The organism is Leclercia sp. UBA7405, assembly GCF_037152215.1.
Lineage (GTDB): Bacteria > Pseudomonadota > Gammaproteobacteria > Enterobacterales > Enterobacteriaceae > Enterobacter > Enterobacter pneumoniae.
Genome location: NZ_JBBCMR010000002.1, coordinates 599,576 through 623,411, shown reverse-complemented (window position 1 = coordinate 623,411; position 23,836 = coordinate 599,576). Strand labels below are relative to the sequence as shown.

At 55.6% G+C, this 23,836-nt stretch carries 20 protein-coding genes; 14 read left to right on the top strand and 6 right to left on the bottom strand.

The features are described 5' to 3' along the window. Window positions 1-29: 29 nt before the first annotated feature. Together panS and rtcR are read right to left on the bottom strand one after the other, a co-directional pair. Window positions 30-974, bottom strand: coding sequence for a ketopantoate/pantoate/pantothenate transporter PanS (gene panS, locus WFN75_RS15200; protein WP_263617148.1), 945 nt, complete (start codon window positions 972-974; stop codon window positions 30-32). Window positions 975-1,080: 106 nt separating this feature from the next. Next, entirely contained in the window at window positions 1,081-2,655 is a 1,575-nt protein-coding gene (gene rtcR / locus WFN75_RS15195; protein WP_336996433.1) for an RNA repair transcriptional activator RtcR, read from the bottom strand. Window positions 2,656-3,092: 437 nt separating this feature from the next. Between rtcR and WFN75_RS15190 the strand changes: the two genes are divergently transcribed. From WFN75_RS15190 to WFN75_RS15180, 3 genes are read left to right on the top strand one after another with little or no spacing between them, the layout of a single operon-like run. Beyond that, window positions 3,093-4,220 (top strand): slipin family protein, encoded by a 1,128-nt coding sequence (locus WFN75_RS15190; RefSeq protein ID WP_336996432.1) that lies wholly within the window; start codon window positions 3,093-3,095, stop codon window positions 4,218-4,220. 4 nt (window positions 4,221-4,224) lie between these two features. Further along, a complete protein-coding gene (locus WFN75_RS15185) occupies window positions 4,225-5,451 on the top strand; it encodes an RtcB family protein (RefSeq protein WP_336996431.1) in 1,227 nt (408 codons plus the stop codon). Between the two features lie 4 nt (window positions 5,452-5,455). Next, the gene (locus WFN75_RS15180) at window positions 5,456-6,244 is read left to right on the top strand and encodes a nucleotidyltransferase domain-containing protein (protein ID WP_040077640.1); all 789 of its coding nucleotides are present in this window, start codon (window positions 5,456-5,458) and stop codon (window positions 6,242-6,244) included. 35 nt (window positions 6,245-6,279) lie between these two features. Here the strand turns inward: WFN75_RS15180 and lysC are convergent, their stop codons facing one another. Beyond that, window positions 6,280-7,629, bottom strand: coding sequence for a lysine-sensitive aspartokinase 3 (lysC, locus tag WFN75_RS15175; RefSeq protein WP_046885548.1), 1,350 nt, complete (start codon window positions 7,627-7,629; stop codon window positions 6,280-6,282). 374 nt (window positions 7,630-8,003) lie between these two features. Here lysC and pgi point away from each other — a divergent pair, with 374 nt between their 5' ends. From pgi to psiE, 6 genes are all read left to right on the top strand, one after another. Continuing rightward, window positions 8,004-9,653 carry a glucose-6-phosphate isomerase gene (gene pgi, locus WFN75_RS15170; RefSeq protein ID WP_336996430.1) on the top strand — a complete coding sequence of 550 codons (1,650 nt, stop codon included), beginning with the start codon at window positions 8,004-8,006 and terminating at the stop codon, window positions 9,651-9,653. 364 nt (window positions 9,654-10,017) lie between these two features. Continuing rightward, entirely contained in the window at window positions 10,018-10,260 is a 243-nt protein-coding gene (gene yjbE, locus WFN75_RS15165) for an exopolysaccharide production protein YjbE (RefSeq protein WP_040077635.1), read from the top strand. A 63-nt stretch (window positions 10,261-10,323) separates the two neighbouring features. Continuing rightward, on the top strand, window positions 10,324-10,962 hold the full coding sequence (locus WFN75_RS15160) for a YjbF family lipoprotein (protein ID WP_046885546.1): 639 nt from the start codon (window positions 10,324-10,326) through the stop codon (window positions 10,960-10,962). Further along, window positions 10,959-11,696: a capsule biosynthesis GfcC family protein gene (locus tag WFN75_RS15155; RefSeq protein ID WP_336996429.1), complete on the top strand. Its 738-nt coding sequence runs from the start codon at window positions 10,959-10,961 to the stop codon at window positions 11,694-11,696. Before WFN75_RS15160 ends, WFN75_RS15155 begins: the two co-directional genes overlap by 4 nt. Next, on the top strand, window positions 11,696-13,792 hold the full coding sequence (locus WFN75_RS15150) for a YjbH domain-containing protein (protein ID WP_336996428.1): 2,097 nt from the start codon (window positions 11,696-11,698) through the stop codon (window positions 13,790-13,792). The genes WFN75_RS15155 and WFN75_RS15150 overlap by 1 nt, the downstream gene beginning before the upstream one ends. 223 nt (window positions 13,793-14,015) lie before the next feature. Next, window positions 14,016-14,426 carry a phosphate-starvation-inducible protein PsiE gene (gene psiE / locus WFN75_RS15145; RefSeq protein WP_040077630.1) on the top strand — a complete coding sequence of 137 codons (411 nt, stop codon included), beginning with the start codon at window positions 14,016-14,018 and terminating at the stop codon, window positions 14,424-14,426. An 86-nt stretch (window positions 14,427-14,512) separates the two neighbouring features. Here psiE and malG read toward each other — a convergent pair whose 3' ends face one another. The 3 genes from malG to malE form a co-directional block, all read right to left on the bottom strand. Next, on the bottom strand, window positions 14,513-15,403 hold the full coding sequence (gene malG, locus WFN75_RS15140) for a maltose ABC transporter permease MalG (RefSeq protein WP_040078625.1): 891 nt from the start codon (window positions 15,401-15,403) through the stop codon (window positions 14,513-14,515). A 14-nt stretch (window positions 15,404-15,417) separates the two neighbouring features. Continuing rightward, on the bottom strand, window positions 15,418-16,962 hold the full coding sequence (gene malF / locus WFN75_RS15135; RefSeq protein ID WP_336996427.1) for a maltose ABC transporter permease MalF: 1,545 nt from the start codon (window positions 16,960-16,962) through the stop codon (window positions 15,418-15,420). Between the two features lie 123 nt (window positions 16,963-17,085). Then, on the bottom strand, window positions 17,086-18,276 hold the full coding sequence (malE, locus tag WFN75_RS15130; RefSeq protein ID WP_046885542.1) for a maltose/maltodextrin ABC transporter substrate-binding protein MalE: 1,191 nt from the start codon (window positions 18,274-18,276) through the stop codon (window positions 17,086-17,088). A 369-nt stretch (window positions 18,277-18,645) separates the two neighbouring features. On the opposite strand from malE, the gene malK reads away from it, so the two are divergent. The 5 genes from malK (at window position 18,646) to ubiA (ending at window position 23,787) form a co-directional block, all read left to right on the top strand. After that, window positions 18,646-19,755: a maltose/maltodextrin ABC transporter ATP-binding protein MalK gene (malK, locus tag WFN75_RS15125; protein WP_040077627.1), complete on the top strand. Its 1,110-nt coding sequence runs from the start codon at window positions 18,646-18,648 to the stop codon at window positions 19,753-19,755. Window positions 19,756-19,825: 70 nt separating this feature from the next. Continuing rightward, window positions 19,826-21,163: a maltoporin gene (locus tag WFN75_RS15120; RefSeq protein ID WP_154298841.1), complete on the top strand. Its 1,338-nt coding sequence runs from the start codon at window positions 19,826-19,828 to the stop codon at window positions 21,161-21,163. Window positions 21,164-21,276: 113 nt separating this feature from the next. After that, complete coding sequence (gene malM / locus WFN75_RS15115) at window positions 21,277-22,227, top strand: maltose operon protein MalM (protein WP_336996426.1); 951 nt, start codon at window positions 21,277-21,279, stop codon at window positions 22,225-22,227. A 179-nt stretch (window positions 22,228-22,406) separates the two neighbouring features. Next, a complete protein-coding gene (gene ubiC / locus WFN75_RS15110) occupies window positions 22,407-22,904 on the top strand; it encodes a chorismate lyase (protein ID WP_040077624.1) in 498 nt (165 codons plus the stop codon). 13 nt (window positions 22,905-22,917) lie between these two features. Beyond that, window positions 22,918-23,787: a 4-hydroxybenzoate octaprenyltransferase gene (gene ubiA / locus WFN75_RS15105; protein WP_288821141.1), complete on the top strand. Its 870-nt coding sequence runs from the start codon at window positions 22,918-22,920 to the stop codon at window positions 23,785-23,787. The last annotated feature ends 49 nt before the right edge of the window (window positions 23,788-23,836 follow it).

The window sequence follows — 23,836 nt, the reverse complement described above, 5'->3', positions numbered from 1 at the left end:
AGGCTTCAGTGTAAAGCAAGTGTCGCCAATTAACCCTGCTTTACCGCATCTTTTTTCGGTTGTTCATCAATCGCTTTGCCGGACCAGTAGCCCGCCAGCAGAGAGCCGGACAGGTTGTGCCAGACGGAGAACAGCGCGCCCGGCAATGCCGCCAGCGGTGAAAAGTAGATCTTGCCAAGCGCCGCCGCCAGGCCGGAGTTCTGCATCCCCACTTCAATGGCCAGCGTGCGGCAGGTGGATTCATCAAAGCCAAAGAGCTTACCGCCCCAGTAGCCACTCAGCAGCCCGATAATGTTGTGCAGCACCACCGCAATAATAACGACAAAGCCGACGGAGGCGATATGTGCAGCCGAGCCGGCCACCACGGCGCTGATAATGGCCAGAATACAGACCATCGAAAAGGCGGGCAGATACGGCTCAACCGCCTTTACCATGCGCGGGAAAAGATGGTGAATAACCAGACCCAGCGCAATAGGGATCACCACGATTTGCAGGATGCTGAGCAGCATTCCCATCACATCCACCTGAATATGCGCATCAACGTACAGGCGGGTTAACAGCGGGGTGGCGATCACGCCCACCAGGGTCGACACCGAAGAGATAGTCACCGAAAGTGCGACATCCCCTTTCGCCAGATAGATCATTACGTTAGAGGCGGTTCCGCTGGCAACGCTGCCCACCAGTACCATGCCGGCAGAGAGGTCAGGCGGCATTTTAAACGCCATCGCCAGCAGCCAGGCGGCGAGCGGCATGATCAGGTAGTGCAGGAAAGTGCCCGCTGCGACCGGCGCCGGGCGCGACAGCACGCGCTTGAAGTCGTCGATTTTTAAATGGACGCCCATGCCGAACATAATCAGCATCAGCAGGGTTGTGATCCAGGGGCCAATGGCGGTGAAATGGGTAGGCGTGTAATACGCGAGTACAGAGAGCAGCAGTGCCCATAACGGGAACAGCCTGGTGATAACGGCTAACATAGGTTTTCCTTGCGATTGTGTTGTTTCTTTATAAAAAAAGCCGGGTTCGAGCCCGGCCATAGGTATTGTTTATCCTGCTAATGAATTTTATTCAAACAAATTCTCTTCATGATCCCGCGCGGAGGCTCTCCCAGCTCAGCCCAAAGCGGGCCAGGTATTTACGTAACCTGTCGGCATCGTTTGGATTGGCCTTTTTTAATCGCGAAACAGCAAAAAGCTCACGGCCCGCCTCGGAGAGTGAAGCACTGCGCCGACACACCTCCAGCACCGTCTCCAGCTGACGCTGCTCGAAGAGATCGATCTCAGGCAGTGGCGTTGTCGACGCTGTTTGCCAGCTGGCCTGCAGGCGCTCAATTTCCTCTTCTACCAGCACCAGGGTAATGCGTCCCTGTTCGGCAAGGGTCGCCATGCGCGCTATCGATGCGCTCAGTTCGCGGAAATTACCGCGCCACAGCGCAGAGGGAGAACTGGCGAAGCGCAGGTAGCGTTCGCGCGCGTCTTTATCAAATCGTACCTGCGCCTGCGCTTCGGTCGAAAAACGGTGCAGTTCGTACTCTACGTTCGGCGCAATATCCTCCCGGCGCTGTGCCAGCCCCGGCAGCGCGAAGCTCCACATATTGATACGGGCGTAGAGATCTTCGCGAAAACGACCTTCTGCCACCCACTGGCGCAGATCCCGGTGCGTGCCCGCGATCAGCTGAAAATCACTCTGCACCTCTTTATCCGAGCCGAACGGGAAAAAGGTCTTCTCTTCAATGGCCTTTAACAGCATGGCCTGTTCGTCGAGGCCCAGTTCCGCAACCTCATCTAAAAACAGCACGCCGCCGTCGGCCTCGCGTAGTAGCCCCGTTCGGGCCGTCTGCGCGCCGGTAAAGGCCCCTTTCACATGGCCGAACAGCGTCGACATGGCGTTGTCGCCGCGCAGCGTGGCGCAGTTCACCGCGACTAATCTGCCAGAGACCCGATGGCGCGCCTGTTTAAGCTGATAAATGCGGTTGGCGAGAAACGACTTGCCAGCCCCCGTCGGGCCTGTCAGCAGTAGAGGCGCTGTAGAACGCAGCGCAACGCGCTCAATCTGATCGATAAGGGCGTTAAAAGTGGCATTGCGGGTGTCGATTCCGGCTTTCAGGAACGAAACGGACTGCTGCTGCTCGCGCTGAAAGCGGCTGGTTAAGGTCGTATACCGGCTCAAATCCAGGTCGATGATTGAGTAACTGCCCGCGGCGATGGCCTCTTCCGGCGCGCCTCTGGCGGCCGGGCCGGTTTGCAGCAGGCTGGCAGGGAGGTAGCGCGCTTCGGTCAGTAAAAACCAGCAAATCTGCGCCACGTGCGTCCCGGTGGTGATGTGCACCAGGTACTCTTCATTGTCCGTATCGAAGGGGTAGTGGGTCGCAAAATCGAGAAACGCAGCGTACACCTCTTCAAAATCCCAGGGGTCTTTTATGATGACCGGGCAAGGGCGAACCTCGGTAAGAGGTGAAAGAAGGGCGATATCTTCTGCGATCTGCTGAGCCATGCTCTGATCGTGCGGCTGGTGAATGAGCTCCAGTCGGTCGACAGGAAAGTCTGGCTGCTGACACAGCCCGACGGTAGGCCGCCATTTGCGAAAGCGGTTTGCCCGTTTTCCGCGTTTATCCATCACCGTGCCGAGCACGCCAATCACCACCCGCCGCTTCTTCATGTTTATCCCAAAAGATAAAAGTTGATATCAAAAGATAAAAATAATCAGCAGATCATGCAATGTCAAAATAGACGATAAAAAATAAATATCTATAAATTCATATACATAAAAATTTATTCGTCATTTTCCTTTTGTTGGCACGCTTATGGCAATAACTCCTCTGTCAGCACGTTGAGCACGCAGGGGGTTAAGGCCCCGCCGGCGCACCAGGAACGGCGAACACTGTTTTCCCGGGGCGTTCCGTCAACCAATGACACCCAGGGGTTCGATTCCCCATTCATTTCCCCAATGAAAACTGGTTGTACTCATAAATGGTAAAGAGGGCGGTGTTTTAGCCCCAAAGAAGGTGGCCGGTAACGGTGCCGGATCGCAGGCAAGAGGGATCTCCCCTGCGATTTCGCTCCTGCACCCGCCCCTGATTTTAAAAGGAAAATAAAATGATAAAAAAAATTACGGTACGCAAAGGTCAACTGGCGCTGCTGGCGAAGCGTGGAGATTACTACAAGGTACTTGAGGCGGGTGAACACCGCCTGCCATGGTTCAACACGCCGGACGTATTAGTGGTTAGCCGCGACGGCAGTGAAGTCCCGGCAGCACTCGCCGACTATTTACGCCGCTTCCAGCCAGCCTGGGTAGACACATACTGCCTGGTCGTGGAATTAACAGATAATGAAGTCGGGGTGTTGTACAGGAATGGCGTCATTGAGGAGGTGATCCCTCCCGCCTCCCGACGTCTGTTCTGGCAGGAAGAGGACGCGCTGAAGCTGGTGCGGTTCGACACGCGCCAGGTTCAGGTGCCCGACGACGTGATGGCTGCCGTATTGCAGCCCCGTCGTAACGGCGCGGTGAAAGGGCGTGACGCGATACAGGTGGTTCAGGTGCCCGCCTGGCACGTGGGGGTATTAAAAATCGATGGTGAAACCCAGCCGTTGCTAATGCCGGGCATGAGCGCCTGGTGGAAAGTGAATCATCTGGTCGAGGCGGAAGTGGTCGATACCCGTTTGCAGGTGCTGGAAGTGGCGGGGCAGGAAATCCTGACGAAGGATAAAGTGAACCTGCGCCTCAATCTTGCGGCGAACTGGCGTTATCGCGATGTGTTGCAGGCATTTGGCCAGCTTACCCGTCCGCTTGATCATCTGTACCGCGAACTGCAGTTTGCTCTGCGCGAAGCGGTAGGTACCCGTACGCTGGACGAACTGCTCGAAGATAAGCAGGTCATCGACGAGGTGGTAAGCAAGCAGGTCGATGCCCGAATGGCACCCTTTGGGATCGATATCGCCTCTCTAGGGGTGAAAGACATTGTCTTACCGGGGGATATGAAAACCATCCTCTCCCGCCTGGTTGAGGCTGAAAAATCGGCGCAGGCTAACGTTATTCGCCGACGCGAAGAGACCGCCGCCACCCGTTCGCTGTTAAATACGGCGAAAGTGATGGAAAACAACCCGGTCGCTCTGCGCTTAAAAGAGCTGGAAACGCTGGAAAGAGTGGCAGAACGCATCGACAAAATCTCGGTGTTTGGTGGCCTGGATCAAGTCCTGCACGGATTAGTGAATCTAAAGGGGTAGTGCAATGCAGCATCACGAATTTCAACTTTTGACGGCGCAGAACAGTGCGCCGGTAAAAATGTGGACCCATGGGGTTCCGGTCGAGCCCGAGGCGCAAGAGCAACTGCTGAACACCGCAAGAATGCCCTTTATCTTTAAACATCTGGCGGTGATGCCGGATGTGCATCTCGGTAAAGGGTCGACCATTGGCAGCGTCATTCCGACCAAAGGGGCCATTATTCCGGCGGCGGTGGGCGTCGATATCGGCTGTGGGATGATCGCCGTGCGCACCTCGCTGGTGGCCAGCGATCTGCCAGATAACCTGAGCGGATTGCGTAGCGCCATTGAGCGGGCGGTGCCGCACGGACGGACTAACACCCGTTCTCGTCGCGATAAAGGGGCCTGGGAAACGCCTCCTGCGGAAGTGGATACCCACTGGGCCGGGCTGGCGCCGCGCTTCAAACGGCTGACGGATAAATACCCTCAGTTGCTGAAAACTAACAATTATCAGCATCTGGGTACGCTGGGCACCGGTAACCACTTTATTGAAGTGTGCCTCGATGAACAGCAGCGAGTGTGGGTGATGCTGCACAGCGGTTCGCGCGGCGTAGGAAATGCGATTGGCAACCTCTTTATCACCCTGGCCCAGAAAGATATGCAGCAACATCTCGCGCATTTGCCGGATAAAAACCTGGCGTATTTCCAGGAGGGGAGCCGCCACTATAACGACTACATCGAAGCCGTGGAGTGGGCACAGGATTTTGCGCGTCATAACCGCGAGGTGATGATGTCCCGGGTACTGAGCGCACTGTCACACATAATCGCCAAACCCTTTATGACTCAGCAAGAGGCGGTCAATTGCCACCATAACTACGTGCAGAAAGAGCACCATTTTGGCGAAGAAGTGCTGGTTACGCGTAAAGGGGCGGTGTCGGCGCAAAAGGGGCAGTTGGGGATTATCCCCGGTTCAATGGGGGCGAAGAGCTTTATCGTGCGCGGGTTGGGCAATGAAGAGAGTTTTTGCTCCTGCAGCCACGGGGCCGGACGTGTAATGAGCCGGACGGCGGCGAAAAAACGGTTCACCGTGGCGGATCAGATCCGCGCCACCGCCCACGTGGAGTGCCGGAAAGACAGCGAGGTGATCGATGAGATCCCCATGGCATATAAAGACATCGAAGCCGTGATGGCGGCGCAATCGTCCCTGGTCGAAGTGGTCCATACCTTGCGTCAGGTGGTCTGTGTAAAAGGATAAAAAGATGGCAAATAACGGAGTCGATGCCGCCATGCGTGACCGCGTGCGGCAGCAGCTAGAAGAGGTCGAACGGCGCTTTAACGTGAAGGTGCTTTACGCCTGCGAATCGGGCAGCCGGGGCTGGGGCTTTGCCTCACCGGATAGCGACTACGACGTGCGCTTTCTCTATGTGCATCAACCTGAATGGTACCTGCGTGTTGAGCCGCAGCGCGATGTGATAGAGCTGCCGATAGATGACGAACTGGATGTTTGCGGCTGGGAATGGCGCAAAGCGCTGGGCTTGCTCAAGGCGGCGAACCCCACCTTAATCGAGTGGCTCGATTCGCCGGTGGTCTATCAGCAGAACGACGCGGTATTAGCGGAGCTGCGAGCATTAGTCCCGCAGTGGTTTTCCCCGGTGCGGGCACGCTGGCACTACTACTCCATGGCACGGAAAAACTTCCGCGGCTATTTGCAGGGGGATGAGGTTCGGCTGAAGAAGTACTTTTACGTTCTGCGTCCGCTGTTAGCGGTGCGCTGGGTCGAAGCGGGCAGAGGGGTGCCGCCGATGCGGTTTGCCGAGCTGTTGGCAGGAAGCGAGCTGGAGCCGCCGCTACGCCAGGAAATAGATGAACTCCTGGCTATCAAACAGCGCGCCGGTGAAGCGCAGTACGGCCCCCGACGGCCGCTTCTGCACGCGTTTTTGCAGCAAGAGCTGGCGCGGGGTGAGGTGCCGCCTACGCTGCCTGATGGCCGTGAAGGCGACATAAAAACGCTGGATGCCCTGTTGATGAAAACAGTGCTGGCGAGCTAAAAAAAGCCCGGTTGCGATGGCACCGGGCTTTTTTATTATTCGAACAGGTTCTGGTGCAGCTTCTGCACGACCTGCTCCGCTTCGGCACCCGGTACCAGGAAACAGAGGTTATAGCTGGAAGCGCCATAGCAAATCATGCGGATATTAAACGGATCCAATACCCCAAAGACCTCTTTGCCCACGCCACAGGCGCGAGAGAGCTGGTTACCGATAATTGCCACCAGCGCCAGGTTCTCTTCGACTTCCACGCGGCACAGCGAAGAGAGCTCCATCAGCAGCGACTGAGTCAGCAGCGTATCGCCGGTAGAGGTTGAGCCGGTGGTATCCAGCGTCAGGGCGATGCTTACCTCAGAGGTGGTGATCAAATCTACCGAGATATTATGGCGCGCCAGGATACCAAACACTTCTGCCAGAAAACCGCGGGAATGCAGCATATTCAGGCTGTGCAGGGTCACCAGGGTCTGCTTGCGACGCAGGGCCAGCGCGCGGAACAGCGGTGGGTTTTCGGTGTTTTTACACACCAGGGTTCCGCCGGCTTTTGGATCTTTACTTGAACCCACAAAGACCGGAATATCGCTGCGAACGGCCGGCAACAGCGTCGCCGGGTGCAGAACTTTCGCCCCAAAGGTGGCCATCTCTGCCGCCTCTTCGAAGGCGATAACATCAATACGTTTTGCTGCCGGTACTACGCGAGGATCGGTGGTGTAGATGCCTGGTACGTCGGTCCAGATATCGACGCGAGACGCGTGCAGCGCTTCGCCCAGCAGTGCGGCGGTGTAGTCGCTGCCACCACGGCCCAGGGTGGTGGTACGGCCTTTCGCTTCGCTACCAATAAAGCCCTGAGTAATGACCATGCCTTCCGCCAGTCGTGGGGCCAGCTGTTGCGCGGTAAGCTCTGCCAGCGCGGCAATGTCGGGCTCGGCGCGGCCAAAACGGTCGTTGGTGCGCATCACTTTACGCACATCAAACCACTGGGCCTGAACCTGACGTTCACGCAGAATTTCGACAAACAGCAGGGTGGACATCAACTCACCGTGGCTGACCAGCTCGTCGGTGAGCGCGGTAGAGGTCGCCAGCGAGGCGGCTTCTGCCAGGGTGGTGATGTTCTCAAGCAGACGTTCGATCTCCTCGCGAATCACGTTTGGATTCTGCATATGCTCAAGAATATCGAACTGAATTTGGCGCAAGGCGTCGAGTTTAACGAAGCGTTCAGTCGCTTCCAGTCCTTCTGACAGCGCAACCAGCAGATTCGTCACGCCAGCGGATGCAGAGAGCACCACCAGGCGAGTATTCGGATCGGCCAGCACCACATCGGCGCTGCGGTTCATGGCTTCATAATCAGCCACACTGGTGCCGCCAAATTTAGCGACCACAAAACTCGTCATAACAACCTCGTGTCAGGGAATGAATAAAGCGACCGTGGCACAAGATTGAAACGAAAACAGGTGCAGCCGCAGATTACGGCCCTATAAATAAAATGCGGGGGAAGTCCTGTCAATGCTGGGATTATGCGGATTTTTCATGGGGGGGTACCCCTCAGTAACAGGACTTATAACAGGCCATTATTTTATCCTTCGTTTTTGCCCTTTCTGAACAACAATCCACCGCGTCAGGGAGAGAGTACAGCAGCTATACTTTCCGGGTCTTTTCACATGCGTTTGATGCAGACCAGGGCAATGGCATAAAAACCATCACAATTTCTGTTCGCAGGCGCTACAATCGACCGCAGTCACAATTCTCAATTCAGAAGAGTATTGCTATGAAAACCATCAATCCAACGCAGACTTCATCCTGGCAGGCTTTACAAAAGCACTTTGACGAAATGAAAGACGTTTCGATCGCGGACCTCTTCGCAAAAGACGCAGATCGTTTCAGTAAGTTCTCCGCGACCTTTGACGATCAGATGCTGGTGGACTTCTCTAAAAACCGTATCACTGAAGAGACGCTGGCCAAACTGCTGGATCTGGCGAAAGAGACCGATCTGGCCGGGGCGATCAAGTCCATGTTCTCTGGCGAGAAGATCAACCGCACCGAAGACCGTGCCGTGCTGCACGTGGCTCTGCGTAACCGTAGCAATACACCTATCATCGTTGACGGCAAAGATGTGATGCCGGAAGTGAACGCGGTGCTGGAAAAAATGAAAACCTTCTCAGAAGCCATTATTTCGGGTGACTGGAAAGGCTATACCGGTAAAGCGATCACCGACGTGGTGAACATCGGTATTGGCGGCTCCGACCTGGGTCCGTTCATGGTGACCGAAGCGCTGCGCCCTTACAAAAATCATCTGAATATGCACTTCGTCTCTAACGTCGATGGCACCCATATCGCGGAAGTGTTGAAGAAAGTGAACCCGGAAACCACGCTGTTCCTGGTGGCATCAAAAACCTTCACCACCCAGGAGACCATGACCAACGCCCACAGCGCGCGTGACTGGTTCCTGAAAACCGCGGGCGACAACAAACACGTGGCGAAACACTTCGCGGCGCTCTCTACCAATGGTAAAGCGGTTGGCGAATTCGGTATCGATACGGCCAACATGTTCGAGTTCTGGGACTGGGTGGGAGGCCGTTACTCCCTGTGGTCCGCCATTGGCCTGTCGATCATCCTCTCCGTAGGCTTCGACAACTTTGTTGAACTGCTCTCCGGCGCACACGCGATGGATAAACACTTCTCCACGACGCCTGCCGAGAAAAACCTGCCGGTGCTGCTGGCGCTGATCGGGATCTGGTACAACAACTTCTTCGGTGCGGAAACAGAAGCCATCCTACCGTACGACCAGTACATGCACCGCTTTGCGGCCTACTTCCAGCAGGGCAACATGGAATCCAACGGTAAGTACGTTGACCGTAATGGCAACGCGGTGGATTACCAGACCGGCCCAATTATTTGGGGTGAACCGGGCACCAATGGTCAACACGCCTTCTATCAGCTGATTCACCAGGGCACCAAAATGGTACCGTGCGATTTCATCGCCCCGGCTATCACCCATAATGCCCTGTCTGACCACCACCAGAAGCTGCTGTCTAACTTCTTCGCCCAGACCGAAGCGCTGGCGTTTGGTAAAGCGCGTGAAGTGGTAGAGCAGGAGTACCGCGACCAGGGTAAAGATCCGGCTCAGCTGGACCACGTGGTGCCTTTTAAAGTGTTCGAAGGCAACCGCCCAACCAACTCCATCCTGCTGCGCGAAATCACTCCGTTCAGCCTGGGGGCGTTGATTGCGCTGTATGAGCACAAGATCTTCACCCAGGGCGCGATCCTGAATATCTTCACCTTTGACCAGTGGGGCGTAGAGCTGGGTAAACAGCTGGCTAACCGCATCCTGCCTGAGCTGAGTGATGATAAAGATATCGCCAGCCACGATAGTTCAACCAACGGTCTGATTAACCGTTATAAAGCGTGGCGCGCGTAATAAATTAGTCATAAATGATGCCGGCACCATGCCGGCATTTTTTTATCGGACTATTCTTGTTGTCCGTTACCTTACGCAAATTTCTATTATAAGTTTTATCTGAAAAGGCCAAATAGCCCAATAGTTATCAGGGTCTATTTTAGGAGTATACGCAGAACCCGTCTCTCGCTGTATATTTTAATTAATTGAAATTAATGGTTTTTTAATTCATTAAATAGACTTTTTATTTCCCTGCATCCAATTATCTGAAAACCTTTCTGTTATTTCCCGCTGCGTCAATCCGTCTGCTTTAGTTGTGTATACTCGATCCCGCCTGAATTTCTTTTCAGGTAAATCTCCATTCATTCATTGAAGGGAAATTGATATGAAGAAAGTACTTTATGGCATTTTTGCCATATCTGCGCTTGCGGCAACGTCTGCCTGGGCAGCACCGGTTCAGGTCGGTGAAGCGGCGGGTTCGGCTGCGACGTCTGCGTCTGCGGGGAGTTCTACCGCAACCGCGACCAGCACCGTAGGCTCGGCCGTGGGTGTCGCGCTGGCGGCAACCGGTGGCGGTGATGGTTCCAATACCGGAACCACGACCACAACCACAACAAGCACCCAGTAATACCGGGTGTATTAACTCTAACCACACTTCGGTGTGGTTATTTCGCCCCTTCGGAGAAGAGTCGTGAAGCGACCTGCAATCATCCTGATTTGCCTGCTTTTACAGGCCTGCTCAGCCACCACTAAAGGGCTGGGCAACTCACTGTGGGAGAGTCTGTTCGGAACGCCGGGTGTACACCTGACCGATGACGATATCCAGAACATGCCCTATGCCAGCCAATACATGCAGTTAAACGATGGCCCGCAACTGTTTGTGGTACTCGCTTTCGATGAAAACGGGCAGCAGAAATGGGTGACGCAGGATCAGGCCACCATTGTTACGCAGCATGGCCGCATAGTAAAAACACTGCTCGGCGGCGACAATCTGCTGGAGGTGAATAACCTCGCGGATGACCCGCTTATCAAGCCCAATCAAATTACCGACGGCGCAAGCTGGACGCGGACGATGGGCTGGACCGAACACAAACAGGTGCGCTATGCCACTGCGCGGTCGGTCTTTCGCTGGGATGGCAGCGACAGCGTAAAAGTCGGCAGCGACGAGACTCACGTTCGCGTGCTGGATGAAGCCGTCACGACAGACCAGGCCAGCTGGCATAACCGTTACTGGGTGGACGACGAAGGGCAGATACGCCAGTCGTTGCAGTACCTGGGCGCCGATTTCTTCCCGGTGAAAGCGACCCTGATTAAGGCAGCGAAACAATGAACATCAAACTCTGCGTTGCGCTGTTAATGTGCCTGAATGCGCCGCTGGCGTGGTCGGCGGGCACGGTTAAGGTCTATATCGCCGACAGCAAAGAACCCAAAACCTTATCCAATGCGGAACACCTCCTCGATCTGGTTGGACAGCCTCGTCTGGCAAACAGCTGGTGGCCGGGAGCCGTAATCAGTGAGCGTCAGGCCACGGTGCGTGCAGAGCAGCAGCACAAGGCGTTGCTGGCAAGGCTGACCGGGCTTGCTGGCCAGGCCTCTGGCGACGATACGGCGGCAATCAACGCCGTGCGCCAGCAGCTGGAGCAGATTGCCGTGACCGGACGTCAGCGGATAAATCTCGATCCTGATCAAGTGCGCATAGCGGAAAACGGCAATCCGACGCTGCTGGGGGAGTACAGCCTGTGGATCCCCGCCAAACCTGGCACCGTGACGGTGATGGGGCTGGTCAGCAGCCCGGGCAAAAAGCCGTTTACGCCGGGGCGTGATGTGGCGAGCTATCTCGACGAGCAGAGCCTGTTAGCGGGTGCTGAGAAGAGCTATGCGTGGGTCGTTTATCCGGATGGCCGTACGCAGAACGTCCCGGTGGCCTACTGGAACAAGCGTCATGTGGAGCCCATGCCGGGCAGCGTGATTTTTGTCGGCTTTGCCGATCACTTCTGGACGAAGGCGTATGACGGTCTCAATACCGACATCCTTCACTCCCTGACGCATCGGATACCGGATTGATGAAAAAAACTTATCTCTACAGCGCCCTGGCGCTGTGTGTGAGCGCCGCCTGCCACGCAGAAACGTATCCGGCCCCGATCGGGCCGTCACAGTCGGACTTTGGTGGTGTGGGGCTGCTGCAAACGCCTACCGCCCGCATGGCGCGGGAAGGGGAGATCAGCCTTAACTATCGCGATAACGATCAGTATCGTTACTACTCCGCTTCGGTACAGCTTTTCCCGTGGCTGGAAACCACTCTGCGCTACACCGACGTTCGCACCAAAAAATACAGCAGCGTAGAGTCTTTCTCTGGCAATCAGACTTACAAAGATAAAGCCTTCGACGTAAAACTGCGCCTGTGGGAAGAGAGCTACTGGATGCCGCAGGTCTCCGTCGGGGCGCGCGATATCGGCGGTACAGGTCTGTTCGATGCCGAGTACCTGGTGGCCAGTAAAGCCTGGGGCCCGTTTGATTTCAGCCTCGGCCTGGGCTGGGGATATCTCGGCACCAGCGGTAACGTCAGTAACCCGTTCTGTTCATACAGCGACAAATATTGCTACCGCGACAATAGCTATAAAAAGGCCGGTTCGGTCAATGGCGATCAGATGTTCCACGGCCCCGCTTCACTGTTTGGCGGCGTAGAGTATCAGACGCCCTGGCAGCCGCTACGCCTGAAGCTGGAGTATGAAGGGAATAACTACAGCGAAGATTTTGCCGGCAAGCTGGAACAGAAGAGCAAGTTTAACGTTGGCGCCATTTATCGCGTAACCGACTGGGCCGACGTGAACCTCAGCTATGAGCGGGGCAATACCCTGATGTTTGGCGTGACCCTGCGCACTAACTTCAATGATATGCGACCGTCATACAACGATAACGCCCGGCCGAAATACCAGCCGGAGCCGCAGGATGCCATCCTCCAGCATACGGTTGTTGCCAACCAGCTCACGCTGTTGAAATACAACGCCGGCCTCGCGGATGCGAAGATCCAGGTGAAGGGCGATACCCTGTACGTGACCGGCGAGCAGGTGAAATACCGCGATTCAGGAGAAGGGATCGTACGCGCCAACCGGATCATCATGAACGATCTTCCCGACGGGATCCGCACGATCCGCGTAACTGAAAACAGACTTAACCTGCCTCAGGTGACCACTGAAACGGATGTGGCAAGCCTGCAGCGCCATCTGGCGGGAGAGCCACTGGGACATGAGACCGAACTGGTTCAAAAACGGGTGGAGCCGATAGTGCCAGAGAGCACCGAGCAGGGCTGGTATATTGATAAACCGCGCTTCGATTTCCATATCGATCCGGTGCTAAACCAGTCCGTCGGTGGGCCAGAAAACTTCTATATGTACCAGTTGGGGGTGATGGCCACGGCGGATCTGTGGGTGACGGATCACCTCCTGACCACCGGGAGTCTGTTTGGCAACCTGGCGAACAACTACGACAAGTTCAACTACACCAACCCGCCAAGCGATTCGAAGCTGCCGCGCGTGCGTACACACGTACGTGACTATGTGCAAAACAACGCGTACGTGAACAACCTGCAGGCCAACTATTTCCAGTACTTTGGCAACGGCTTCTACGGCCAGGTGTACGGAGGCTACCTGGAGACCATGTATGGCGGTGCGGGGGCCGAAGTGCTTTACCGTCCTGTCGACAGCAACTGGGCGTTCGGTCTGGATGCCAACTACGTGAAACAGCGTGACTGGCGCAGCGCGCAGGACATGATGAAGTTCACCGATTACAGCGTGAAAACGGGTCATCTCACCGCCTACTGGACGCCGTCGTTTGCTCAGGATGTGCTGGTGAAAGCGAGCGTTGGACAGTATCTGGCGGGGGATAAAGGCGGCACGCTGGATATCTCGAAACACTTCGACAGCGGCGTGGTTGTGGGTGGCTATGCGACCCTCACCAACGTGTCGCCGGATGAGTACGGGGAAGGGGACTTCACCAAAGGGGTGTATGTCTCTATTCCGCTGGATCTCTTCTCATCAGGCCCGACCCGCAGCCGCGCGGCCATTGGCTGGACGCCGCTGACCCGCGACGGGGGGCAACAGCTTGGACGTAAGTTCCAGCTGTATGATATGACCAGCGATAAGAGTATTAACTTCCGCTGAGGCTCATCACCCTAACCCTCTCCCCAAGGGCGAGGGTTAGGTTTTCTCCCTCTCCCTGAGGGAGAGGGCCGGGGTGAGGGCATGGTTTTCCCCCTCTCCCTCAGGGAGAGGGTCGGGGTGAGGGTAACAAACTCCGAATCGAGTAAAACATAAACAAAAAATATAGATCCCCGTCACATTTTTGCGTTATACAGGAACCTCGCCCTGGAGAATGAGGTGCTGTATGACATCCCTGACCCGCCCGCGCGTTGAGTTCATCTCAACTATCCTCCAGACCGTGCTGAACCTCGGTCTGCTGAGCCTTGGTCTGATTCTGGTCGTCTTTCTCGGCAAAGAGACGCTGCATCTGGCCGATGTCCTGTTTGCCCCTGAACAAACCAGCAAATACGAGTTGGTCGAAGGGCTGGTGGTCTACTTTCTCTACTTTGAATTTATCGCCCTGATCGTGAAGTACTTCCAGTCTGGCTTTCACTTTCCGCTGCGTTACTTTGTCTACATTGGCATTACGGCGATTGTGCGGTTGATTATCGTTGATCATACCTCGCCGCTCGACGTGCTGATCTACTCGGCCGCCATTCTGCTGCTGGTGATCACCCTCTGGCTGTGCAACTCCAAACGCCTGAAGCGGGAATAAAAAAAAGGCGCTCCGAAGAGCGCCAACAACAGTCACAGTGAATTTAAGGCAATTTGAGGGATAACAGTGGCATAGAACAATGAAACTTAACCTTTCACTCCGCCTGCGGTCAGGCCGTTAACCAGCCAGCGTTGAGCCAGCAGGAATACAACGGTGATCGGAATGGCAGAGAGCACAGCGGCGGCGGCAAAGTCGCCCCACAGGTAGTTTTGTGGGTTCAGGTATTGCTGCATCCCAACCGCCAGCGTATAGCTGTTTACATCACGCAGCAGCAGAGACGCGACCGGCACTTCGGTGATGGCCGCAATGAACGACAGAATAAACACCACCGCCAGAATCGGCACCGACAGCGGCAGCAGCACCAGACGGAATGCCTGCCACGGGGTTGCGCCATCGAGCGACGCCGCCTCTTCCAGCGAGTTGTCGATGGTTTCGAAATAGCCCTTAATCGTCCAGACATGCAGCGCAATCCCGCCCAGATAAGCGAAGATCACGCCTCCGTGGGTATTGAGGCCGATAAAGGGCACATACTGACCCAGACGGTCAAACAAGGCATATAACGCTACCAGCGACAGTACCGCCGGGAACATCTGGAAAATAAGCATCCCTTTCAGCAGCGTGGCTTTCCCCGGGAAGCGCATACGGGCAAAGGCATAGGCGCAGGTGGTGGAAAGGGTCACGATGCCGATGGCCGTAATGGTGGCCACCTTCACCGAGTTCCACAGCCATAACAGCACCGGAAACGGCGGCGGCGTCACGCGGCCATCTGCATGTTCAACGCTGAAGCCCAGCGCCAGCTTCCAGTGCTCCCAGGAGATCTGTTCCGGGATGAGACTGCCGGTGGCGAAGTTCCCTGAACGCAGCGAAATAGCGATAACCATCAGCAGCGGGAACATAATCGCCGCGATAAAAATCAGCAGCCCCAGGTGGGTAATCAGTAAACGTAACTTTTGCGATTTGGGTTGGACCATAGCCATATTCATTACCCTCCTTAGTCAAACTTCATGCGGGTTGCTTTCAGGTTCACGATAGCCAGCGCGCCCACCAGCAGGAAGATCAGCGTGGCAATCGCCGCCGCCAGACCAAAGTCCTGGCCACCGCCGCCCTCAAAGGCGATACGGTAGGTGTAACTCACCAGCAGGTCGGTATAGCCTGCCGGGGTGGTGGTGCCCAGGCGATCCGGGCCGCCGTTGGTTAACAGCTGGATCAGCACGAAGTTGTTAAAGTTAAAGGCGAAGCTGGCGATCATCAGCGGCGTGAGCGGCTTAATCAGCAGCGGCAGCGTAATTTTGAAGAAGTTCTGGAAAGGGGTCGCACCGTCCATCGCCGAGGCTTCGTACAGATCGTCCGGAATCGCCTTCAGCAGCCCCATGCACAGAATCATCATGTACGGATAGCCAAGCCAGGTGTTGACGATAACAATCATGGTACGGGCGGTGGTCGGGTCGCTGAACCAGGCCGGTTTGATGCCAAACAGCGCGCTCAGCATCATGTTGATCTCACCAAAGCTCTGGTTAAACAGCCCTTTGAATATCAGAATCGAAATAAACGAGGGCACGGCGTAGGGCAGAATGAGCAGCACCCGGTAAATCGCTTTGCCTTTGAGCGACTCCCACTGCACCAGACAGGCCAGCACCATGCCGACGGCCACGGTCAGGATCACCGTCAGTACCGAGAAGACCACCGTCCAGATGAAGATCGCGAAGAACGGTTTCTGAATACCTTCATCAGTAAAGACGCGGGTAAAGTTGTCCCAGCCGATGGTCACGGTATAGCCCGGGCTGAGCTTCTCATCACCCCAGGTGCCGTCGGCGTTTACCGCCTGATAAAAACCGACATCGTTATTCGGACGGTACTTCATGCCGCTCTGGTTGTTGGTCAGGGTGCCGTCATCGGTCAGGGTATACAGCGGCCGGGTGCCGGAGAACTGGCGCAGCGAGCTCATGGTCACTTTGCTCTCATCCGGCAGCATGGCGGTGAGCTGGGTCAGCGCCTGACGATTTTGGGTAATGACACGCAGATTCGCGCGTTCGCCTTCCGGCAGGGCCGCGGCCTCTTTCAGAGTCAGCTTTTGTTCACCGCCAAATTTGAAGGCATCAGAAACAAAGACCTTTTGGCTTTCCTGGTCAGTAAGCGCTAACTTCCATTGGTCACCGTCAGGATACAAGCCAAAATTAAAGCTCTTACCCGCCTGGTATGAGCGATCCATCAGCACCTGTTGGGCGCGCTCTTGCGCAAGCTGGTTGGTGCTACTGTAGTTAGTAAACGCGATTGCGATAGTACAGATTAATGGGAACAGGACAAACAGCCCCATCCCGGCCACGCCCGGATAGACATAACGCCACGCGTAGGCTTTTCGATTAGCGAAGATATAGAGGCCAACCGCGCTCAAAATCAGCGTCATGCCGGCAAACAGGTACTCCCCCTGGGCGTACATCAAAACAACAAGGTAACCCACCAGCAGGGCAAGCAGACCAATCACTGACCATTTCAGCGTGTCGCTTTGCCACCAGTGTTTCTTTTTAATGACATCCATGGGGTTCTTCCTCAACAGCGTTTTATCTTTTCTTCCTCTCCTGCGAGAGAGGGCCGGGGCGAGGGGTGCAGATAGCGACAACCCTTGCCCTAACCCTCTCCCGGGGGAGAGGGAATTACGGCATTACTTGGTGATACGTCCCTGCGCATCTTTCAGCGCCGCATCGACAGTCTGACGACCGCTTGCCGCATTGATGACCGCGGTACGGGTGGCGTACCAGAACGCTGCCATTTGCGGGATGTTCGGCATGATTTCGCCTTTCTGGGCGTTATCCATAGTGGCCGCAATACGTGGATCTTTTGCCAGCGTATCCTGGAAGGATTTCAGCGCCACGGCGCCCAGCGGTTTGTCTTTGTTCACCATGTCCAGACCGTCGTCGGTCAACAGGTAGTTCTCCAGGAACTCTTTCGCCAGCTCTTTGTTCGGGCTGGCGGCGTTGATACCGGCACTCAGCACGCCAACGAAGGTTTTAGACGGCTTGCCTTTGAAGGTTGGCAGCACCGCTACGCCGTAGTTGATTTTGCTCTTGTCGATATTGGACCACGCCCACGGACCGTTGATGGTCATCGCGGTTTCGCCCTTGTTGAAGGCGGCTTCGGCGATGGAGTAATCGGTATCCGCGTTCATGTGTTTGTTCTTGATCAGGTCAACCAGGAAGGTCAGGCCCGCTTTCGCGCCTGCGTTGTCCACGCCCACGTCTTTGACGTCGTATTTGCCGTTTTCAAACTTGAACGCATAACCGCCATCGGCAGCAATCAGCGGCCAGGTGAAGTACGGCTCTTGCAGGTTGAACATCAGCGCGCTCTTACCTTTGGCCTTCAGCTCTTTATCCAGCGCCGGGATCTCTTCCCAGGTTTTCGGCGGGTTAGGTACGAGGTCTTTGTTGTAAATCAGGGAGAGCGACTCAACCGCCACCGGGTAGGCGATCAGCTTGCCGTTGTAACGCACGGCATCCCAGGTGAACGGGACCAGCTTGTCCTGGAAAGCTTTATCCGGCGAGACTTCCGCCAGCAGGCCAGACTGTGCGTAACCACCGAAACGGTCATGCGCCCAGAAGATGATGTCCGGGCCGTCGCCGGTCGCTGCAACCTGCGGGAATTTCTCTTCCAGCTTATCCGGGTGTTCGACGGTGACTTTGATACCGGTGTCTTTCTCGAATTTTTTGCCCACTTCGGCCAGGCCGTTATAGCCTTTATCGCCGTTAATCCAGATAACCAACTTACCTTCTTCGATCTTGGCCAGAGCCGGGGCGGAAATCATCATTGCTGCCAGGGCGGACAATGCGAAAACGCGTGCGCCAGTCTTGATATTCATATCTGCCATCCTTTTTATGATGTGCTGTGGATACAATGAGGTAGTTCAACGTGGCTCAGTCTCCTTATTTGACATCCTCTTTCCATCCTCCTTGACCCTACGCCCCACCCCCTCAATGTGTGATCTGCGTAGCATAAATTTGAGTTATGCGTACTGGCGCACATAAACAGGCAGTGAATTTTGCCGTCTGCATCACGATTTTCGCCTCCGCCCCCGCTCGCCGGGGGCAGAGCCTGCTCTCTCATCCTCCCGCCTCCTCCCCCATAAAAAAGCCAGGGGGTGGAGGATTCGCGACGCGACGCGTTACCGCATAGTCAGCCCATCTTGAATGTTTCTGTCGATGACGGGTTGTAACAAAGGGAGTAGGGGATGGCGAGCGTACAGCTGCGTAATGTAACGAAAGCCTGGGGCGACGTGGTGGTGTCGAAAGACATCAACCTGGATATCCAGGAAGGTGAATTCGTGGTGTTTGTTGGCCCGTCAGGTTGTGGTAAATCCACGCTGCTGCGCATGATTGCCGGTCTTGAAACCATCACCAGCGGTGATTTGTTCATTGGCGACACCCGTATGAACGATGTGCCGCCCGCTGAGCGCGGCGTGGGCATGGTGTTCCAGTCTTATGCCCTCTATCCCCATCTCTCGGTTGCCGAGAACATGTCTTTCGGCCTCAAGCTGGCCGGCGCGAAGAAAGAGATTATCAACCAGCGTGTGACTCAGGTTGCCGAAGTGCTGCAGCTGGCGCACCTGCTGGAGCGTAAACCGAAGGCGCTCTCGGGCGGCCAGCGTCAGCGCGTCGCGATTGGTCGTACGCTGGTGGCTGAACCGCGCGTCTTCTTACTGGATGAACCCCTGTCGAACCTTGATGCCGCGCTGCGCGTGCAGATGCGTATCGAGATTTCCCGTCTGCACAAACGTCTGGGTCGCACCATGATTTACGTCACCCACGATCAGGTCGAGGCGATGACGCTGGCCGACAAAATTGTGGTGCTGGATGCCGGTCGCGTGGCGCAGGTGGGTAAACCGCTGGAACTCTATCACTATCCGGCAGATCGCTTTGTTGCGGGCTTTATCGGCTCGCCGAAGATGAACTTCCTGCCGGTGAAAGTGACGGCGACCGCCATCGAACAGGTTCAGGTTGAGCTGCCGAACCGCCAGCAGGTGTGGTTACCCGTCGAGAGCACCAACGTGACCGTTGGCGCCAACATGTCTTTGGGCATTCGCCCGGAGCACTTACTGCCTAGCCACATCGCCGATGTGACGCTGGAAGGTGAGGTGCAGGTAGTAGAACAGTTAGGCCACGAAACTCAGATTCATATCCAGATCCCCGCCATCCGTCAGAACCTGGTTTACCGCCAGAATGACGTGGTGTTGGTAAAAGAGGGTGCCACATTCGCTATTGGCTTGCCGCCAGAGCGCTGCCATCTGTTCCGTGAGGATGGCACCGCATGTCGTCGGCTGCATAAAGAGCCCGGCGTTTAAGCATTCCAAAAGAAAACACGTAACCGACAGGTGAAGTGTTCAAAGAAAAGCAATGATCTCAGGAGATAGAATAATGATTACTCTGCGCAAAGTCCCTCTGGCGGTCGCCATTGCGGCAGGCATCCTGTCTGCCCAGGCCGGCGCTGTCGACTTTAAAGGTTATGCTCGTTCTGGCATTGGCTGGACCGGGAGTGGCGGCGAACAACAGTGTTTCCAGGCAACGGGTGCGGGTTCTAAATATCGTCTTGGTAACGAATGTGAAACCTATGCCGAAATTAAACTGGGCCAGGAAGTGTGGAAAGAGGGCGATAAGAGCTTCTACTTCGACACCAACGTAGCCTACTCCGTTGCACAGCAGAACGACTGGGAAGCCACTGACCCGGCCTTCCGTGAAGCCAACGTGCAGGGTAAAAACCTGATTGAATGGCTGCCAGGCTCCACTATCTGGGCCGGTAAGCGCTTCTATCAGCGTCATGACGTTCACATGATCGACTTCTACTACTGGGATATTTCAGGTCCGGGTGCGGGTCTGGAAAATATCGATGTCGGTTTCGGTAAACTCTCTCTGGCGGCAACGCGTTCCTCTGAAGCGGGTGGTTCTTCTGCCTTCGCTAGCAACAACATCTACGACTACACCACCCGTACAGCAAACGATGTTTTCGACGTTCGCTTAGCCCAGATGGAAATCAACCCGGGCGGTACGCTGGAGCTGGGTGTGGATTATGGTCGTGCAAACGAGCGTGATGACTACTATCTGGTTGATGGCGCATCTAAAGATGGCTGGATGTTCACCGCTGAACATACCCAGAGCATGCTGAAAGGCTTTAACAAATTCGTTGTCCAGTACGCAACGGATTCAATGACTTCTCATGGTAAAGGACTATCGCAGGGCGCAAGCATCGGTACTTCCGATGACATTAACTATGCCATGGATAATAACGGTCACCTGATACGACTCCTTGACCACGGTGCGGTCTCTCTGGGTGACAGCTGGGATCTGATGTATGTCGGTATGTACCAGGACATCAATCTGGACAGCAACAATGGGACTAAATGGTGGACTGTGGGCGTGCGCCCTATGTACAAATGGACCCCAATCATGAGTACCCTGCTTGAAGTTGGCTACGACAACGTTAAGTCTCAGGAAACAGGCGATACCAACAATCAGGTTAAAGTCACTCTCGCACAGCAATGGCAGGCGGGTGATAGCATCTGGTCTCGTCCGGCTATCCGTATCTTCGCCACTTACGCGAAGTGGGACGAAAAATGGGGTTATGCGCCAACAGGTAAAAACACTATCGCAGGCTATGCCCCTGGCATCGCTTATAGCGATACCTCGGCAAGAACCTTTAGCCGCGGTGACAACGACGAGTGGTCCTTCGGTGCCCAGATGGAAATCTGGTGGTAATAACGTCTTAATCTGACGTACAGACCAAACGAGGGGCGAAAGCCCCTCAATTCCTTCGGGACGGCGCGCTATTGCCTGGCTACCGCTGAACCTGTGCTTTTGAGGTGATTACAATGAAAATGAAAAAAAGTCTCGTTGCCCTTTGTCTATCCGCAGGGCTGCTGGCCAGCATGCCTGCCGTTACCTTTGCTGACGTAAATTTCGTACCACAAAATACCACGGCGGCGCCGTCTGTACCGACCGCAGCATTGCAGCAGCTGGTCTGGACGCCTGTCGATCAGTCAAAACCAAAAACCGCCCAGCTTGCAACGGGCGGCCAGCCGTTGAACGTTCCCGGTATTTCTGGCCCGGTGCTGGCCTTTAGCGTGCCAGCGAATATCGGCGAAATCGCGCTGACCCTCACGAGCGAAGTGAACAAACAAACCAGCGTCTTTGCCCCGAACGTGTTGATCCTGGATCAAAACCTGACGCCAGCGGCGTTCTTCCCGTCTGACTACTTCCCGTACCAGGAGCCGGGCGTGATGAGCGCAGATCGTCTGGAAGGCGTGATGCGTCTGACCCCGGCGCTGGGACAGCAAAAGCTCTACGTGCTGGTCTTCACCACCCCTCAGGATCTTCAGAAAACGACCACGCTGCTCGATCCGGCTAAAGCATATGCCAAAGGGATCGGCAACGCGATTCCAGACATCCCCGATCCTATCGCCCGTCATACCACCGACGGCACCGTGAAGCTGAAAGTGTCGACCAATACCGCCTCCAGCGTACTGGTTGGCCCGCTGTTTGGCTCCTCCTCAAACGGCCCGGTGACCGTAGGGAATACCGCCGCCCCGGCCACGGCCTATGCCACGCCAGCGCCAGCTCCGGTCGCCGCGCCAGCGCCTGCCCCGGCGAAGAAAGCCGAGCCGGTACTGAACGACACCGAAGCTTACTTCAATAACGCGATTAAGCAGGCGGTAAACAGCGGCGATGTCGACAAAGCGCTGAAACTCCTTGATGAAGCAGAGCGTCTGGGCTCCACATCGGCCCGTTCCACCTTTATCAGCAGTGTAAAAGGCAAGGGGTGACCGTCTCCCCACAATGCTGATTTTGTCAGTAGTTTGGTGCGCCCTGTCGGGCGCACTTTTTTTGTGGATGCAGCCTGTTGCATCCCTGTTGCGATAATGATCGCTAAGTTGCGTTTGCCCCCCCTCTGTTGCCATTTCTGCGATACAATAGCCTTACGTTATGTAACGGAGAGTCTGGCATGTCACATCCTGCGCTAACGCAACTGCGTGCGCTGCGTTACTTTGAAGAAATTCCCCCTCTGGATGCGGCGCAACTCGACTGGTTGTTGCTGGAAGATTCCATGACCAAACGTTTTGAGCAGCAGGGCAAACAGGTCACCGTCACTCTCATTCAGGAAGGGTTTGTCACTGCCGATGCCGTGCAGGACGAACTGCCGCTTTTGCCACAAGAGCCGCGCTACTGGTTGCGAGAAATTTTACTCTGTGCCGACGGAGAACCCTGGCTTGCCGGACGCACCGTGGTGCCCGAGTCGACCCTCACCGGACCAGAGCTGGCTCTGCAGAAGATGGGCAAGACTCCGCTGGGGCGCTATCTGTTTACATCGTCAGAGCTCACCCGGGACTTTATTGAAATTGGTCGCGATGCCGATCTGTGGGGGCGTCGCTCACGCCTGCGCTTAAGTGGTAAACCGTTAATGCTGACGGAGCTTTTTTTACCGGCATCGCCGTTGTACTAAGAGGAAGAGAGATATGGAGTGGAGTCTGACGCAGAACAAGCTGCTGGCTTATCACCGCCTGATGCGCACGGATAAGCCGATTGGGGCGCTGTTGCTGCTGTGGCCAACCCTGTGGGCGCTGTGGGTGGCCACGCCTGGCCTGCCGCCGCTGTGGATCCTGGCGGTGTTTGTGGCGGGCGTCTGGCTGATGCGTGCCGCAGGTTGTGTGGTGAATGATTATGCCGATCGGAAATTCGATGGCCACGTGAAGCGTACCGCTAATCGACCGATGCCCAGTGGCGCAGTGACCGAGAAAGAGGCTCGCACGCTGTTTGTGGTGCTGATACTTATCTCCTTCCTGCTGGTGTTAACCCTCAACACCATGACCATCTTGCTTTCGGTGGCAGCGCTGGCGCTGGCGTGGGTCTATCCCTTTATGAAGCGCTACACCCATCTGCCGCAGGTGGTGCTGGGGGCGGCATTTGGCTGGTCGATCCCAATGGCCTTTGCCGCCGTCAGCGAGACCGTGCCGCTGAGCTGCTGGTTGATGTTTCTTGCCAACATTCTCTGGGCCGTGGCTTACGACACCGAGTACGCAATGGTTGACCGCGATGACGATCTCAAAATCGGTATCAAGTCGACGGCGATTCTGTTTGGCCGCCAGGATAAGCTGATTATCGGCATCCTGCAGGTGGCGGTACTGGCCCTGATGGTGGCGATTGGCTATCTGAACGGGCTGAACGGGGTATTTTATGCCGCCGTGGTGGCCGCGGGTGGGCTGTTTGTTTATCAGCAAAAGCTGATTGCGAATCGCGATCGTGACGCCTGTTTTAAAGCCTTCCTGAACAATAACTACGTGGGGCTGGTGCTGTTTTTAGGCCTGGCGGCGAGTTACTGGGCATAATGAAACGGCAGCCAGAAGGCTGCCGTTTTAACATTATCGACCTGCTTTT

Excerpts from the sequence above, each read along its gene's own strand:
- malG (WP_040078625.1), bottom strand. The coding sequence starts at position 15,403 with ATGGCTATGGTCCAACCCAAATCGCAAAAGTTACGTTTACTGATTACC.
- WFN75_RS15190 (WP_336996432.1), top strand. The coding sequence starts at position 3,093 with ATGATAAAAAAAATTACGGTACGCAAAGGTCAACTGGCGCTGCTGGCG.
- malM (WP_336996426.1), top strand. The coding sequence starts at position 21,277 with ATGAAAATGAAAAAAAGTCTCGTTGCCCTTTGTCTATCCGCAGGGCTG.
- lysC (WP_046885548.1), bottom strand. The coding sequence starts at position 7,629 with ATGACGAGTTTTGTGGTCGCTAAATTTGGCGGCACCAGTGTGGCTGAT.
- WFN75_RS15155 (WP_336996429.1), top strand. The coding sequence starts at position 10,959 with ATGAACATCAAACTCTGCGTTGCGCTGTTAATGTGCCTGAATGCGCCG.
- WFN75_RS15150 (WP_336996428.1), top strand. The coding sequence starts at position 11,696 with ATGAAAAAAACTTATCTCTACAGCGCCCTGGCGCTGTGTGTGAGCGCC.
- malF (WP_336996427.1), bottom strand. The coding sequence starts at position 16,962 with ATGGATGTCATTAAAAAGAAACACTGGTGGCAAAGCGACACGCTGAAA.
- psiE (WP_040077630.1), top strand. The coding sequence starts at position 14,016 with ATGACATCCCTGACCCGCCCGCGCGTTGAGTTCATCTCAACTATCCTC.
- yjbE (WP_040077635.1), top strand. The coding sequence starts at position 10,018 with ATGAAGAAAGTACTTTATGGCATTTTTGCCATATCTGCGCTTGCGGCA.
- WFN75_RS15185 (WP_336996431.1), top strand. The coding sequence starts at position 4,225 with ATGCAGCATCACGAATTTCAACTTTTGACGGCGCAGAACAGTGCGCCG.
- ubiC (WP_040077624.1), top strand. The coding sequence starts at position 22,407 with ATGTCACATCCTGCGCTAACGCAACTGCGTGCGCTGCGTTACTTTGAA.
- malK (WP_040077627.1), top strand. The coding sequence starts at position 18,646 with ATGGCGAGCGTACAGCTGCGTAATGTAACGAAAGCCTGGGGCGACGTG.
- rtcR (WP_336996433.1), bottom strand. The coding sequence starts at position 2,655 with ATGAAGAAGCGGCGGGTGGTGATTGGCGTGCTCGGCACGGTGATGGAT.
- pgi (WP_336996430.1), top strand. The coding sequence starts at position 8,004 with ATGAAAACCATCAATCCAACGCAGACTTCATCCTGGCAGGCTTTACAA.
- ubiA (WP_288821141.1), top strand. The coding sequence starts at position 22,918 with ATGGAGTGGAGTCTGACGCAGAACAAGCTGCTGGCTTATCACCGCCTG.
- panS (WP_263617148.1), bottom strand. The coding sequence starts at position 974 with ATGTTAGCCGTTATCACCAGGCTGTTCCCGTTATGGGCACTGCTGCTC.
- malE (WP_046885542.1), bottom strand. The coding sequence starts at position 18,276 with ATGAATATCAAGACTGGCGCACGCGTTTTCGCATTGTCCGCCCTGGCA.
- WFN75_RS15180 (WP_040077640.1), top strand. The coding sequence starts at position 5,456 with ATGGCAAATAACGGAGTCGATGCCGCCATGCGTGACCGCGTGCGGCAG.